This is a genomic window from Collinsella aerofaciens ATCC 25986 (assembly GCF_010509075.1).
Lineage (GTDB): Bacteria > Actinomycetota > Coriobacteriia > Coriobacteriales > Coriobacteriaceae > Collinsella > Collinsella aerofaciens.
In genome coordinates, this window is the sequence record NZ_CP048433.1 from 632,416 (window position 1) to 647,939 (window position 15,524).

Genomic DNA, 15,524 nt, shown 5'->3' on the forward strand with positions numbered 1-15,524 from the left:
TTATTTAGCGATATCGACAGCGCGGCTCTCGCGAATCACGACGACGCGCACCTGACCGGGATACTCCATCTCTTCCTCGATCTGATGGGCGATATCGTGAGCCAGGACCGTGGACTGGGCATCAGAGATCTTGTCCGGCTGAACCATGACGTGGACCTCGCGACCAGCCTGCATGGCATAGGTACGCTCGACGCCATCATGGGAGTTGGCGATCTCCTCGAGCTTCTCAAGACGCTTGATGTAGTTCTCGGCAGACTCGCGACGGGCACCGGGGCGAGAGGCAGAGACAGCATCGGCGGCCTGTACCAGGACATCGAGCACCGTGTTGGGGTCGACGTCGGCATGGTGAGCCTCGATAGCGTGGACGATAACGGGCTTCTCGCCATAACGGCGGGCAAGCTCGGCGCCGATGACGGCATGCGGGCCCTCGACGTCATGGTCGATTGCCTTGCCCAGGTCGTGCAGCAGGCCGGCGCGCTTGGCGGTCACAACGTCCAGGCCAAGCTCGGAAGCCATCACGCCGCACAGGTCAGAGACTTCGAGGGAGTGCTGAAGCACGTTCTGACCAAACGAGGTACGGTAGCGCAGGGCACCAAGGGTCTTGACGATCTCGGGATGCAGGTCGTGGATGCCGGTATCGAAGGCAGCCTGCTCGCCAGCCTCGCGCACGCGCTGCTGAACCAGGTCGGCAGCCTTGTGATACATCTCCTCGATGCGGGCGGGGTGAATGCGGCCGTCGGCGATGAGGTTCTCGAGGGCAACACGAGCGGTCTCACGACGGACCGGGTCGAAGCTCGAAAGAACGACGGTCTCGGGCGTATCGTCGATCACGAGGTTGACGCCGGAAACCTGCTCGAAGGTCCGGATGTTGCGACCCTCGCGACCGATGATACGGCCCTTGAGGTCATCAGAGGGAATGTGCACGGAGGTAACGGTGACCTCGGCAGTGTGGTCGGCAGCGCAGCGCTGAATCGCCAGGGACAGAATCTCCTGGGCGGTCTTGTGGCACTCGGCGCGAACCTGCTGCTCGGACTCGCGAATGATCGTGGCAGCCTCGTGGGTGACCTCGCCGCGAACCTTATCGAGGAGCTCCTTGTGGGCGTCCTCGCGGGTCAGGTCGGCGATACGCTCGAGCTCGGAGGTCTGCTTGGCGCAGAGCTCCTCAAGCTCGCGGGAGCGCTTCTCGACCTGACCGGCCTGGCTGGACAGCTGGTGCTCACGCTTGTCGAGAGCGTCGTTTCGGCGATCAAGGGACTCCTCGCGCTGCATCACACGGTTCTCGAGCGTACGAATCTCGCTCTTACGCTGCTTGTCCTCGGCCTCGGCGGCCTGCTTGTTCTTGATGATCTCCTCTTTAGCCTCGAGCAGAGCCTCTTTTTTGAGGGTCTCGGCCTGACGCTTAGCATCACCGATCAGGGACTCAGCCTGTGCGTGTGCCGACTGGATCTTTTCGTCGGCCTCGTGAAGACTACCCTGCTTGGCGGTGCGCATGTAGGCAATGGCGGCGATGGCACCCAAAACGATGCCAACGAGCGCTGCGATGATAGGCATGCTCACTCCTTTTTATGGATTCGTTACACAACAAAGCGAACCGTCCTTACGAACGGCTCGCGACATTTGAGTAATATGGGCGCAGCTTATGCGGGTCGGATACAGATAAACATATAAACAAACTCATCACAGATGAGCACATATCACAAAGCAAATGACAGTGTTTATCGTACGTTGAACCACAACAACTGTCAAATAAATGGCCCCGGCACGGCGGCTAAAACGCGGTGAACGGCAGGGCCACAAAGCGCATACGCCTAAACCGCACATTCCTCGCGTTCGGCATCGAGACGTGCCTTAACGGCATCGGCGGCGATGTGATACGAGAAGCCCTTGCCCATCAAAAACCGAACCAGTTTTTCGAATCCGCGCGTCTCTGGAACACGCCGCTTGGCGAGCAGGGCTGACGCACGCGCCAAATCGTCTTCGACGGCAAAATAATCCTCGGGATAACCGGGAATGTCATCGAGCACGACATGACGGCGCTTGAGCTCGGTCTCGATTTTGCGCTGTCCCCAACCGCGCCGCTTGCGCTCCTCGATAAAGTACGAGCAAAAGCGGTTCTCGTCTAAAAAGTGATACTCGGTGGCGCGCTCGACGGCGAAATCGATCGCGGGCTGGTGAAAGCCGTAGCGAGCCAGCTTGTCACAGACCTCACCCGTCGCATGGTCGCGGCGCGATAACATCTCGGTCACCATGGTAAGTGCACATTGACGCTCGATGAGCTGCACCGCCTCACGAAAGTTGTCCCAATCACAGGGCAGATCGGGGCGATTTTTGACATACAGGCGCGCGACCCGCACGGGAATCCAAATGGACCGCTCAAAACCGCCCTCAAGCTCACAATCGATATGTGCGCAAGGCTTTTTGGACGCATACCCGCTCGAGAACGAGGAGGCCGCCTTCTTATCGGGAAAGACGACCGTGGCCTCGGTCACCGTATACGACATGAGCGTAACCGCTACTCGTCGTCATCATCGAGCATGGCGGAACCATCGATGGCGTAAAGCTCGTCAAACTCCTCAGGCGCAGGCTGATCGGTCAGCTCGACCTCGGACGGAGCATCGTCATCAAACTCAAGTCCGCAGGCAAGGCGGACCTTATGCTCAATCTCGTCAGCGCAATCGGGGTGTTCGCGCAGGAACGCCTTGGCGGCCTCGCGACCGTTGCCGAGCTTGTCCTCGCCATAGGCAAACCAGGAGCCCATCTTCTTGCAGATGCCGCACTCGACAGCCATGTCCAGAATCGAGCCCTCCTTAGAGATGCCCGTACCGTACATGATGTCGAACTCAGCAGAACGGAACGGAGCTGCCACCTTGTTCTTAACGACCTTGGCGCGCACGCGGTTACCGATAACCTCGTCCTTAAGCTTAATGCTGTCGATACGGCGAATGTCGATACGCACCGAAGAGAAGAACTTAAGGGCGCGGCCGCCCGTCGTAGTCTCGGGGTTGCCGAACATGACGCCGATCTTCTCACGCAGCTGGTTAATGAAGATGCACGTCGTGTTGGACTTGGACAGCGAGCCGGCGAGCTTGCGGAGCGCCTGGCTCATCAGGCGAGCCTGAAGACCGACCGTAGTATCGCCGATTTCTCCCTCGATCTCGGCACGCGGGGTCAGCGCGGCGACGGAGTCGACGACGATGGCATCGATGGCGCCGGAACGCACGAGCATGTCAACAATCTCGAGCGCCTGCTCGCCCGTATCGGGCTGGGAAATGAGCACCTCGTCGATATCCACGCCGATGCGCGCGGCATACGTGGGATCAAGCGCGTGCTCGGCATCGATAAATGCCACAACGCCACCCATTGCCTGGGCCTCGGCCAGGATCTCGAGCGAAAGCGTCGTCTTACCGGAGGACTCAGGACCGTAAATCTCGACGATACGGCCGCGCGGCACGCCGCCGATACCCAGCGCGGCATCGAGGGCCAGGGCGCCCGTGGGAATGGCCTCGACCTCGAGCTCGGGACCACCGTCGCCGTACCTCATGATGGAACCCTGGCCGAATTTCTTCTCGATCTCGGCCTTGGTGGTGGCGATCATCTCATCGCGCTCTTTACCCGTCGTGCGAGCATGAACGGTACGTACGGGACCTGAATTCTTGGCCATGAATAGCCCTCCTCTTAACAACCTGCATCGATAATAAACGAACGGCTGTTCGTGGTCAACCGTTCAGGCCAATCATATGCAGGCGGTCTTTCCAAAACCCAACCAAACGCCGACCAAACACTGACCAAATGCTTGACCACAAAGGACCAAATATGAACAAGGCAGGCAAAAATACATCAACAACCAGCACAAACGCCAAATGAGCCTAAGGTCCCTATCTCCACAATTAAGGGGCTCGGAGGCCCCTTAAAACACGTCTATTCCATAGAGTTGAGCACAAGGGCAATGCGACCCAATGCCTCCGTGACCGCATGGGCACGAACACACGAACGGTCGCCCTCATAGTGGCAGCGCACAGAGTCCACGACCGGCACGCCCCCATCGGCGGAACGATGCGCCCAGCCAATATAGAAAGTGCCCGCCGGATCGTCCTCAGTGCCACCGCCGGGGCCGGCATAACCCGTTGCGCTCACTGCAATATCGCTCTGGTACAGCTCCAGCGAACCCACCGCCATCTCGCGCGCGGTCTGATGCGACACCGCGGTATAGCGGTCGAGCGTCTCCCGCTCAACACCAAGAACGCGATGCTTAATCTCATCGCAATAGGTCACCGCACCGCCACGCAGCACCGCCGAGGCGCCTGGGATATCGGCAATCGTCGATGCGATCATACCCGCCGTCAGCGACTCAGCCGTCGAAACCGTCACGCCCCGAGCGCTCGCGCGCTCGACAATATCACGCGCCAGCTCCTCGTTATGTGCGGAAATCTGCTCAAAAGAGTCCGTCATACCCACCAGGACCTAGACCGAAAAGACGATCTTGCGGCAGTTCCAGAAGTACTGGGCGCCCGAGATAACGGTCAGGACAACGGCAACGGCGTACAGGAAGCGCGACACCGAGTAGATGCCGAGCGTCAGCGCCACCGGGCCAAGGTGCAAGCCGGCCATAGCAAAAACGCACAGGTAACCGCAGATGGAGACCATCGTGGTTGCCGTCTTGTACTTGCCGAGCTTATCGGCCGCAACGACCACGCCGGCCGCACTCGCAACCATGCGTAGGGCGCTCACCAGCAGCTCGCGGAACAGGATAATGAACACGGACCACACGGTCACCGCGCCAAAATCCAAGAACAGCAGCAGGGCCGAGAACACCAGCAGCTTATCGGCGATGGGGTCCAAGAACTTACCGAAATCAGTGATCTCGTTGCGGGAGCGCGCCAGATAACCGTCGACCTTATCGGTGCACGACAGGATCACATACAGAATGAAGGCAGCGGCGGCGAGCGGGCCGTCGAAGGTGCTCCAATCCGTACCGGCAACACTCGTGTGAGACAGGGCCGAGACGATCATGAACACCGGGATAAAGACGATGCGCACGCACGTCACGATGTTGGCGGGCGTCCAGACACTCGTCAGTTCCTTATTGCTCTCGTTAGCCACGACGCTCTCCTACTCCACAACATGACCGATAAGCTCATAGCAGAAGCTATCGGTAAACTCGACGGTCAGAATATCGCCCACGGACGCCTCGCTGGCGTCCAGATGCACCGCGCCATCGGAATCGGGCGCCTGGAACCAGGCATGGCCGATCAGCTCAGCGCCATCCTCGGTCTCTTCGATACCGTCGACGATTACCTGGGCTCGCTCGCCCACATGGGCGGCGGTGGCGGCAAAACCGAGCGACTCGGCCAGGTCCATGGCCTCCTGGGCGCGCTCGAGCTTAACCTCCTCATCGACCTGGCCCTCCATCTTGGCGGCCAGGCTGCCTTCCTCACGCGAGTAGGCAAAGACACTCGTGTAGTCAAAGCCGACGGTGTCCATAAAGTCGATAAGGTCGCGGAACTCGTCGTCGGTCTCGGTCGGGAAGCCGACCATGGCCGTGGAACGAATCACGATGCCGGGGATGCGCTCGCGAAGGTCGCGGAACAGATCCTCGAGCTCCTGGCGCGAACCGGAGCGACGCATGGCCTTGAGGATGCGCGCGTCGCAGTGCTGCACGGGGATATCGATATAGGGCAGCACCTCGGGCGTATCGCGAATCGTATCGATAAGCTCGTCGGTCATGCCCTCGGGCTGCAGATAGAGCACGCGGACCCAGACGTTGTGCGGGCGCACGGCCTCGGCGACGGCACGCAGCAGCTGCGCCAGATTGCGCGGCGAGCCATCGGCGACGTCCTCGTCGGCAAAGTCGGTACCCCAGATGCCCGTGTCCTGGCCGATCAGCACGATCTCGCGCACACCGCCGGCAACCAGGTCGCGCACCTCGGAGATGATGCTCTCGGAATTGCGCGAATGATAGCGGCCGCGGATGTAGGGAATCATGCAGAAGCTGCAGAAGCGGTTGCAGCCATCGGAAATCTTGACGTAGGCGACAGCACCCTCGACGGTACGTTTGACCTGCGGGATATAGGCTGCAATCTCACGCTCGACACCCAGCACGCCATCGATGACCGCCACGATGCCGTCTTCCTCGTCGGCCTTCACAAAGGCAGCGACCTCGGGCAGCTCGTCAGGCAGGTCATCGCCATAGCGCGACGGCACGCAGCCGCACATGACGATGGGGCAAGAACGAACGCCGTCCTGAACCTCGTTGGCGAGCTCGAGCGTGGTCTCGATGCTCTCGGACGTTGCGGAGGCGAGGAACGAGCAAGTATTGACGATGGCGATATCGGCATCCTGCGGGTCGAATGCCTCCTCGTAGCCCGCGGCGGTCAAAAGAGAACGCATGCGGTCGGTGTCAACCTCGTTCTTAGCGCACCCGAGGGTGATGTAGAGCACGGAGCCCAACGGTGTATCCATGTTGGAGAGCAGTCCTTTCGATTGAAATTAGCGGTAGTTGGTGAACTGCAGCGGCTGGCCGTAGTCCTGGTCGCGCAGGAACTGGATCACGGTCTGCAACGCGTCCTTCGAAGCAGAGGAAACACGCAGCTTGTCGGCCTCGATGGTCACCTTGACCTTGAGCTTTTGATCCTTGATGTCCTTGTTGATCTTCTTGGCGGTCGCCTGGTCGATACCCTCGACGATATGGCCGAGCACGCGCACGGTACCGCCCGATGCCGCCTGCGGAGCATCCCACGAGACAGCCTTGAGGTCGATGCCGCGCTTGATGAGCTTGGAGCTCAGCACGTCGACAATCTGTTTGGAGACAAAGTCGGCCGGGGCGTTGATCGTAAAGAGCTTGTCGCCCTTCGAAAGCTCGATCGTGGCGCCGGAATCCTTAAGGTCATAGCGCTGGGAAATCTCGCGCGTGGTCTGCTGGAAGGCATTGTCGACCTCCTGCATATTGACCTCGGACACGACGTCGAAGCTGGAATCTTTAGCCATGATGTTTCCTTTCGCGTACGAGCGGCCTAGTAGCTATCGTACGAATTGTCGGTAGAATCGGTGGGTGTCTGACCGTCAGTTGCGGTATCGGCGCCATCCGTGGACTGGGCATCGGTACCGTCGGTGGTATCGGTACCATCGGTGGTGTCGGTACCATCAGAACTTTCACCATTCTCGGAATCAGACGTCTCCTTCTTGGGAACGGTGATCGTCACACGCGCCACGCCCGAGGTCTTAGTATCGTAACGAACCTTTTCACCGTTCTTGGTAACGGTGACATCGGAAGGCTTGGACGTGGTGATCTCGATCGAAGACTCGGGCGTGTACTCCTGCTCAAAGGGGCCAGTCGCCTGGGCGCCATAGACCGACTTGCCGTCAACCTTGACCTCAATCCACGCGGTCTTTCCCTTGGCAACGGAAACTTTGACCTTCGTGACCTCGTTCTCTTCCTTCTTGGCCGTCGTCTTGGTAGCGTCCGAATCAGTCGACTCATCCGTCGGCTCATCGGTGTCTTCGTCCTCGTCGACCGTTTCGGTCTTCTTAGAAGACTTCTTGTTCGTCGTCTTGGTAGCAGTGGGCGTCTCGGGCGTGTTCTCGGGCGCCGAAGATACGCAGCCGCGCAGAAGCACCACGATGAGCACAATCAACAGCAGCGCAACGGCGCCGATGCCGGCGTAGACGATACGCGGATCGAGCCCGTTGTTTTGAGGAGTACGTGATCCGCCGCGTCCACGACTGGAACTGCTGCGGCCGCCTCCCTGAGGCATACGACCACGATTGCTATCGGAACGGACGCGATAGCCACCCTGGCCCTGAAGGTTGCGCTGACCCGAGCGGGGCGCAAGTTCACCGCGGCCTTGAAAGCCACGCTGGCCCGAACGCGAAGCCGAAGAGCGCTGGCCATACGGCTGCGACTGAGAGCGAAGACGCGGCGTCACCTGCGTGGTATCGGCGTCCGCATAGCCACCGCGAGAGCGTCCGGTGGAGACACCACGGTAACCGCGATCGGAATAGCCGCCGTCGCCGTAGCCGGCACGAGGGTCACGCGCCACGCCGCGGGCAGCGGGAAGTGCACGGTCCTCGGGCATCGGCGTACTGCGGAACCGGTCACGCTGTGAGCGAATCTCCTCGCCCGAACCCGTCTCGGTAATGTAACCGGCCTGCTGAGGACGCTGTCCATAGCGGGTCGAACGACCGCCCTGAACCATCAGGAAGCGCCCGTTATCGACCGAGGAACGCGAATTGACGTAGCCGGCGGCGTCCTGAAAACGACCGCCCTGCTGCGACGTCTCGCGTTCGTATGCCATCAGGTCGTCAAAGTAGGCATTGACGACCTCGCGCGGATTGAGGCCCAAAAAGCGAGCATAGCTCGAAATCATGCCCTGCGCATAGCCGCGCGGCGGCATCGAAGCAAAGTTACCGGTCTCGAAAAACTCGATGATCTGCGGCCTGATTTTGATGGTGTTGGCGACCTGCTGAATGGAAAGGCCCATTCGGCGACGCTGCTCGAGCAGCATGTCACCAAAGCGTGCAGCCATCAGAATCCTCCAAACTCACGATCTTCACGTGCCATCTCGGCGTCGACAGATTCCAGCGCGGCAAGCCCCTCCTCGTCCAACAGGACCTCGCGCGGCTTGGAACCGTCGGGCGGGCCGACGACACCCTTTTCTTCCAGCATGTCCATAATACGCCCGGCACGCGCATAGCCAACCTTCAGACGACGTTGAAGGCCAGATGTGGAGCCAAGCTGCGAATCCACCACAATATGGGCGGCTTCCCAGATGAGCGGATCATCGTCTTGCGGCTCGGCGACTCCGGTGCGGACAATGCCGCCGCCACCCGCCATGGACATGGAAGCAGGCGCCACGGCAGACAGGATCTCCTCGTGGTAGTCGGGCTCGCTCTGCGACTTGACGAACTCGACAATCTCGTTGATTTCGTCGTCCGAGACAAAGCAGCCCTGGATACGGCGAGGCTTGCCCCAGTCGACCTTGGAGAACAGCATGTCGCCCAAACCGGTAAGCTTTTCGGCACCCATCTGGTCGATGATGACGCGCGAGTCGATGCCTGTGGCGACGTTAAAGGCGATGCGGTTGGTGATGTTGGCCTTGATAAGGCCCGTCACTACGTTGGAACTGGGGCGCTGCGTGGCCACGATAAGATGAATGCCGGCGGCACGGCCCAGCTGCGCAATACGCACGATCGAGGCCTCGACATCCTTACCGGCGACCATCATCAGGTCCGAGAGCTCGTCGATGATAATGACCAGATAGGGCATCTTTTGCGGTGGGTTATCGTAATGCTCAAACTCGCCGGCGGCCTGCTTTTCGTTATACGTCGAGATCTTACGCACGTTAAGACGCTCGAAGACCTTCAGGCGACGCTCCATCTCGGACACGGCCCACTGAAGTGCACTGGCAGCCTGCTTGGGCTCGGTCACCACGGGCACGTAGAGATGCGGCAGGCCGTTATAGCCTGCAAGCTCGACGCGCTTGGGGTCGACCATGATCAGGCGAACGTCCTCGGGAAGAGCGCGCATGAGCAAGGTCGTGATGATGGAGTTGATCATGACCGACTTACCGGAACCGGTGGTACCGGCAATCAGCAAGTGGGGCATCTTAGCGAGGTCGGCGACAACCGGAGTGCCCTCGGCATCGCGACCGATGGCCAGCTCGAGCGGGCCGCCCTTCACATAGGGCAGCACGTCGCCCAGATTGACGTTTTGGCGCTTGCGATTGGGAATCTCGATACCCACGAGCGAGGTGCCGGGGATCGGGGCAAAGATGCGCACCGACTGGGCAGCAAGCGAAAGTGCGATGTCGTCCTCAAGGCTTGAGATCTTGCTCACGCGCTCGCCCTCGCCAGGTTGCAGCTTAAAGGTCGTCACCGTAGGGCCGGCGATCCAGCCGACCACGCGGGCACTACGGCCAAACTCAAGCAAGGTGGACTGCAACGACTCGGCAGTCTGTTCCAGCTCCTTGTCAGAAGACGCGGAGGAAGCCGACTGCGGGTTGGCATGCAGGATTTCGAGCGGCGGAAGCTTGAGGCCATCCTCTTCTTCGCCCTCGTTATCTGCGGCGCGGCCGTCCGCTCCCCCATCGCTAGCCGCAGCCGATTCGACGGCACTCGAGGCAGGCGCAGCAGCAACCTTGGGATGCTTCAAGAAGTCAGGAATCTGAGGTGCTGCCGAGACAGGATTCACGGCAAACGGCGGCTCGGACTCGTCGATCTTATCGGGGTCGTCTTCCATCGAAAGTTGACCGGTTACCTGGTCGCGCTTTGCATGGCGACGCGGCAGCAAAGTTGTCTTTGCGGTCTCAATCGGAGCCTCGTCGTCCTCGTCATCGCCCTCGGTAAGCTCAATCTCGCTATCGGACCAAGACGGGTCGGGCTCGCTTGTATTCAACTTGGGCGTGGCCTTGCCCTTCTTAACATGACGGCGTGGCAGCAGCGTCGTCTTAGCGCGCTCGGCCTCCACGGCATCGGACACGTCGACAAACGGATCCTCGTCCTCATCGTCATCGTCCAAAACCGGGTCCACATCGTTGCCCATGACCGTGGTCACGGCAGCATCGGAGCCCTTTTGACGAAGAATGCTCAGGTGCGGACGGGCAACGCCGGGAACCGACAGGGCCTCATCGTCACCCCACGGGCTTGCGTTGACGTCGGAACGACGGCGCTCGGCAAAATCGGCCGCACGGTCGCGAGCAGAGCGCAGCACGCCACCCACCGAAAAGCCAATGATGACAAAACCGACGACGGCCAGACCCAACAGGACCACCATAGCGATAGGCTTACCCAGGGCATTCTGCAGCGCACTCGCAATAAACGCACCGATGTAGCCACCCGAGGCGGACAGATTTTGCGGCGTGAACATAAGGTCACACGAGTCGCTCGTACCCGGCACCATCAGCGAAAGAATGGAGACAACGGCGATAAAGACCACGGCTCCGCCCGCGACCGAGCGCACGTTGAGCGGCGAGTCCTCGCCTAAAAAGAGCGTGGCAGCAAACAGCAAAATGACGATCGGCAGCACGTAGGCGCCCAGACCAAAGCCCAGGTGGTAGAAGCCGGCAACCGCAGCCGTAACGGGCGCAGTCGCCGGCGAAATCACGGCAATGAAGGACGCAATCGCCAAAACGGCGATGACCACGCCGGCAATATCGCGGTTGGCCGAGGGCTCAACCAGGGGCTCAAAATCGTCGAAGTCGGCCTCGTGGCCCTTATTGGCACGCAGATGGGAACCGGCACCCTTAGCAGATGCCGGTTGGTTGTTGGCTTTATTGCCTTTGGCGTTTTGTGCAGATCCGCGCGCCAAACTAAACCTCCATGACGACCGGGATGATCATCGGACGAGTGCGCGTACGGCTCCAGATAAAGTTGGAGAGCGAGTCGCGCACGGCCTTGCGAATGGCATCGGAACCGCTGCTCGTAAAGCTGAACTTGCCCTTCTCGATCGTCTTCATAATGGACGCGGATGCATCCTCGGAGAACTGGTCGTCGATGGCAAACGAGACGCCGCGGCCCGAGAACTCGATGGCCTCGATCTTCTTGTGCTTGAGCGAGACGATGGCAACAGCGGTAACCATACCGTCATTAGCGAGCTTCTGACGATCGCGCAAGACGATGGGGTCGGTATCGCCGATACGCAGGCCGTCGACGTAGACGACGCCGGACTCGACGGGCGTACCGCGCTTGACGATACCGCCGCGCATCTCGAGCGTATCGCCGTTATCGAGGATAAAGATGTGATCATCCTTGATGCCCATCTTGCGGGCCAGCTGGGCATGGGCGCGCAGATGCACGGCCTCACCGTGAACCGGCATAAAGTACGTGGGCTTGGCCATGGCCATCAGGAGCTTGAGTTCCTCCTGGCTACCGTGACCGGAGACGTGAACGAGAGCGCGGTTCTTATCCCACACGTCGCAGCCGAGCTTGGCCAGGCTGTTGACGACCTGCTGGACGGCCTTCTCGTTGCCAGGAACGGGAGTTGCCGAGAGGATGACGGTATCGCCCTCATGGATGGAGAGCGTCTTGTGCTCGCCGTTGGCCATGCGGGACAAGGCCGACAGCGGCTCGCCCTGCGAACCGGTGCACATGACAACGATCTTGTCGTCGGGCAGGTTATCGATATCGAAGGCATCGATGATATCGGCATCGTCGATGTTGAGGTAGCCCAGCTCGCGCGCCACGCGGGTGTTCGTGAGCATGGAGCGACCGGTCACAACGACCTTACGGCCGCACTTGCGGGCAGCATCGCAGATCTGCTGCAAACGATGAATGTGGCTCGAGAACGACGCGACGAACACGCGACCCGGGGCGTTCTTGATGGCGTGCAGCAAGTTGGGACCGACCTCGGCCTCGGACTTGGTAAAGCCGGGAACAGTGGCGTTGGTGGAGTCGGACAGCAGCAGGTCGATGCCCTGCTTGGCAAAGCGGCTGATAGCGGCATAGTCGGGCGTGACGCCGTCGATGGGCGTCTGGTCGAGCTTAAAGTCGCCGGTGTGCATAACGGTGCCCTGATTGGTGCGGATGAACACGCCCAGAGCGCCGGGGATGGAGTGCGTCATCGAGAAGAAGTCGAGCGAGATGCCGCCGAGGTTGACATGGCTGCCGCCCTTGACCTCGCGGAACTTGGGTGCGCGGATGCGGAACTCAGAAAGCTTGCCCTCGATAAAGCCAAGCGTCAGCTTGCTCGAGAAGATGGGCACCTTGTTGTTGAGGTCCTGCAGCAGATACGGAAGCGAACCGGTGTGGTCCTCGTGGCCGTGGGTGACGACGATACCGCGGAGCTTCTCCTCGTTCTCAAGAACGTAGGTGTAGTCGGGAAGCACCAGATCGATACCGGGCTGGGAGTCATCCGGGAACATGAGACCGGCGTCGACGAGCACCATGTCGTCGCCGCACTCGAAGACCGTCATGTTCTTGCCGATGCCGTCAAGACCGCCGAGCGGAATGATCTTCAAGGGAGATGATTTTTTAGCTGCCATAGGTGAGTGTTGTTTCCTTTCTTCGAAACGGGTCTGAAACAACCGACGGGGCGCTTCTGGCAAACCGACCGCCGGGAACGTACAAACATGCATCGCGGAGTCGATGCAATAACCACAGTATGATACCCATTTGCACAACAACAGACCACCCATGCATCAAAGCCCCATCTGAACCCGTCTATCCCGCCGGGAATAGCAAAAGGGCGGCCCCTGTCCGGAGTCGCCCTTGTTGAGCTGCTTATGTGTAGCTGTTACTCGGCGTCGTGGTGACGGCGGGGCTTGCGGCCTCCGTTGTCGCCGGGACGGCGCGGACGGTCGTTGCGCTCGGAGCGCTCGCGACGCGGACGCTCACGACGCTGGAAGTGCTCGCCGTCGCCCTCGGAAGCACCCTCAGCGCGAGCCGGGGCCTCGGGCTTGTCGAGACGATCGAGCGAAATCTTGCCGCGATCGTCGACCTCGATGACGACGACCTTGACCTCGTCGCCCACGTTGAGGACGTCCTCGACCTTCTCCACGCGACCCTTGGCGACGCGGGAGATGTGCAGCAGGCCGTCCTTACCAGGCAGCAGGTTGACGAAGGCGCCGAACGGCTGGATGGAGACCACGCGACCGGTGTACTCCTCGCCCGGCTCGGGAACCTTGATGATGAGCTTGATGCGCTCGACTGCCTGATCGACGGACTCGCCGGTGCCGCCGACAAAGACGGTGCCGTCCTCCTGGATGTCGACCGAAGCGCCGGTCTCGTCCTGGATGCCGCGGATGACCTTGCCGCCGGAACCGATGACGTCGCGGATCTTATCGGTCGGAACCTGGATGGAGACGATGCGCGGGGCGGTGCTGCGCGTGGTGTGGCGCGGCTCGGGGATCACATCGAGCATCTTCTGCAGGATGAAGGCACGACCCTCCTTGGCCTGCTGCAGGGCGCGGGCCAAGATGTCGAAGGTGAGGCCGGTGGCCTTGTTGTCCATCTGCAGAGCGGTGATCCCCTCGGTGGTGCCGGTGACCTTAAAGTCCATGTCGCCCAGGAAGTCCTCGAGACCCTGGATGTCGGACAGGACCACGGTCTTGCCCTCCTCCTGGATCAGGCCCATGGCGATACCGGAGACCGGGCGCTTAATGGGCACGCCACCGTCCATAAGGGCGAGCGTGGAGCCGCAGGTCGAAGCCATCGAAGAGGAGCCGTTGGACTCCATGACCTCGGAGACCACGCGGATGGCGTAGGGGAACTCGTTCTCGTCGGGAAGCACCGGGAGCAGAGCGCGCTCGGCCAGGTTGCCGTGGCCGATCTCGCGGCGCTTGGGGCTGCCCATGCGACCAGTCTCGCCGGTGCAGAACGGCGGGAAGTTGTAGTGGTGCATATAGCGCTTGCCCTCGGTGGGCTCGATGGTATCCAGACGCTGGCCCTCGTTGAGCATACCGAGCGACAGGACGGAGAGCACCTGGGTCTGACCACGCTGGAACAGGCCAGAGCCGTGAACGAGCGGCAGGTAGTTGTCCTTCACCATGATGGGACGAATCTCGTCGGCGGCACGACCGTCGACGCGCTCGCCGGTCTCGACGACCATGGTGCGCATGGCCTTCTTCTCGAGCTTCTTGAGTGCCACGGGGATCTCGCGCTCCCAAGCGGCCTGCTCCTCGTCGGTGAACTCGGCGCGGATGGACTCCTTCAGAGCCTCGACCTTACCGATGCGGGAAAGCTTGTCGGCGTCACGCAGGGCAGCGGCCATCTCGTCGTAGTGGGCGAAGATGCGCTCCTGGACCTCCTCGACGGGCTGGTCGAGCGGATACTCCTTCTTGACGATAGCGCCGTTGACCTGCTCCCACTCGGCGACGAACTCGACTTGGGCCTGGCAGAAGGCAGCGAGGGCCTCCTGACCAAACTTCATAGCGGCGAGCATGTCGTCCTCGGAGATCTCCTCGGCGCCGGCCTCGACCATCGAGATGAAGTCGGCAGAGCCGCCCAGCTCCAGGTCCAGGTCGGAGTTCTCGCGCTCCTCATAGGTGGGGTTGACGATAAACTCGCCGGTCTCCACGTTGCGGCCGATGCGCACGCAGGCAAGCGGACCCTCGAAGGGCACGCCGCCGAGCGTCATAGCCAGAGAGGCACCCATGACGTTGATGACGTCGAAGGGGTTGACCTGATCTGCGACGAGCGAGGTGGCGACGATGTGCACCTCGTTGCGGAAGCCCTCCGGGAAGCTCGGGCGGATCGGGCGGTCGATCATACGGGCCGTGAGCGTGGCCTTCTCGCTGGGACGGCCCTCACGCTTGAGGTAGCCACCCGGGATACGGCCGGCAGCGTACATCTTCTCGTTGAAGTCGACGGTCAGCGGGAAGAAGTCGTAATTCTTGCGCTCCTTGGAGACGACCACGGTGTCGAGCATCGTGGTGTCGCCCTGCTTGACCAGACAAGCGCCGGTGGCCTGCTTGGCAAGCTCGCCGGACTCAAAGGTGTAGGTCTTGCCGTACAGCTCAAAGGTCTTGGATACGAGTGTCATTGTTCTCCTTTACCCCACAGGCCCCTTGCCTGCGGGCTTCTCATGTGACGCG

At 60.8% G+C, this 15,524-nt stretch carries 11 protein-coding genes; all 11 read right to left on the reverse strand.

Annotated features, from left to right (window positions below; translation table 11 throughout):
- On the reverse strand, positions 1 to 1,551 hold the full coding sequence (gene rny / locus GXM19_RS02955; protein WP_115596193.1) for a ribonuclease Y: 1,551 nt from the start codon (positions 1,549 to 1,551) through the stop codon (positions 1 to 3).
- 257 nt (positions 1,552 to 1,808) lie between these two features.
- Complete coding sequence (locus GXM19_RS02960; protein WP_006235978.1) at positions 1,809 to 2,501, reverse strand: regulatory protein RecX; 693 nt, start codon at positions 2,499 to 2,501, stop codon at positions 1,809 to 1,811.
- Positions 2,502 to 2,512: 11 nt separating this feature from the next.
- A complete protein-coding gene (recA, locus tag GXM19_RS02965; protein ID WP_022094695.1) occupies positions 2,513 to 3,661 on the reverse strand; it encodes a recombinase RecA in 1,149 nt (382 codons plus the stop codon).
- A gap of 257 nt (positions 3,662 to 3,918) precedes the next feature.
- A complete protein-coding gene (locus GXM19_RS02970; RefSeq protein ID WP_006235974.1) occupies positions 3,919 to 4,449 on the reverse strand; it encodes a CinA family protein in 531 nt (176 codons plus the stop codon).
- 12 nt (positions 4,450 to 4,461) lie between these two features.
- Complete coding sequence (gene pgsA / locus GXM19_RS02975) at positions 4,462 to 5,010, reverse strand: CDP-diacylglycerol--glycerol-3-phosphate 3-phosphatidyltransferase (RefSeq protein ID WP_006235973.1); 549 nt, start codon at positions 5,008 to 5,010, stop codon at positions 4,462 to 4,464.
- Positions 5,011 to 5,109: 99 nt separating this feature from the next.
- Entirely contained in the window at positions 5,110 to 6,459 is a 1,350-nt protein-coding gene (rimO, locus tag GXM19_RS02980) for a 30S ribosomal protein S12 methylthiotransferase RimO (protein WP_006235972.1), read from the reverse strand.
- Positions 6,460 to 6,486: 27 nt separating this feature from the next.
- Positions 6,487 to 6,984 carry a YajQ family cyclic di-GMP-binding protein gene (locus GXM19_RS02985; protein ID WP_006235971.1) on the reverse strand — a complete coding sequence of 166 codons (498 nt, stop codon included), beginning with the start codon at positions 6,982 to 6,984 and terminating at the stop codon, positions 6,487 to 6,489.
- A gap of 26 nt (positions 6,985 to 7,010) precedes the next feature.
- Positions 7,011 to 8,522 carry a helix-turn-helix domain-containing protein gene (locus GXM19_RS02990; RefSeq protein WP_006235970.1) on the reverse strand — a complete coding sequence of 504 codons (1,512 nt, stop codon included), beginning with the start codon at positions 8,520 to 8,522 and terminating at the stop codon, positions 7,011 to 7,013.
- A complete protein-coding gene (locus tag GXM19_RS02995; RefSeq protein ID WP_239057647.1) occupies positions 8,522 to 11,302 on the reverse strand; it encodes an FtsK/SpoIIIE family DNA translocase in 2,781 nt (926 codons plus the stop codon). Before GXM19_RS02995 ends, GXM19_RS02990 begins: the two co-directional genes overlap by 1 nt.
- 1 nt (position 11,303) lies before the next feature.
- A complete protein-coding gene (locus tag GXM19_RS03000; RefSeq protein ID WP_006235967.1) occupies positions 11,304 to 12,974 on the reverse strand; it encodes a ribonuclease J in 1,671 nt (556 codons plus the stop codon).
- Positions 12,975 to 13,225: 251 nt separating this feature from the next.
- Entirely contained in the window at positions 13,226 to 15,472 is a 2,247-nt protein-coding gene (locus GXM19_RS03005) for a polyribonucleotide nucleotidyltransferase (protein WP_006235964.1), read from the reverse strand.
- Between the last annotated feature and the right edge of the window lie 52 nt (positions 15,473 to 15,524).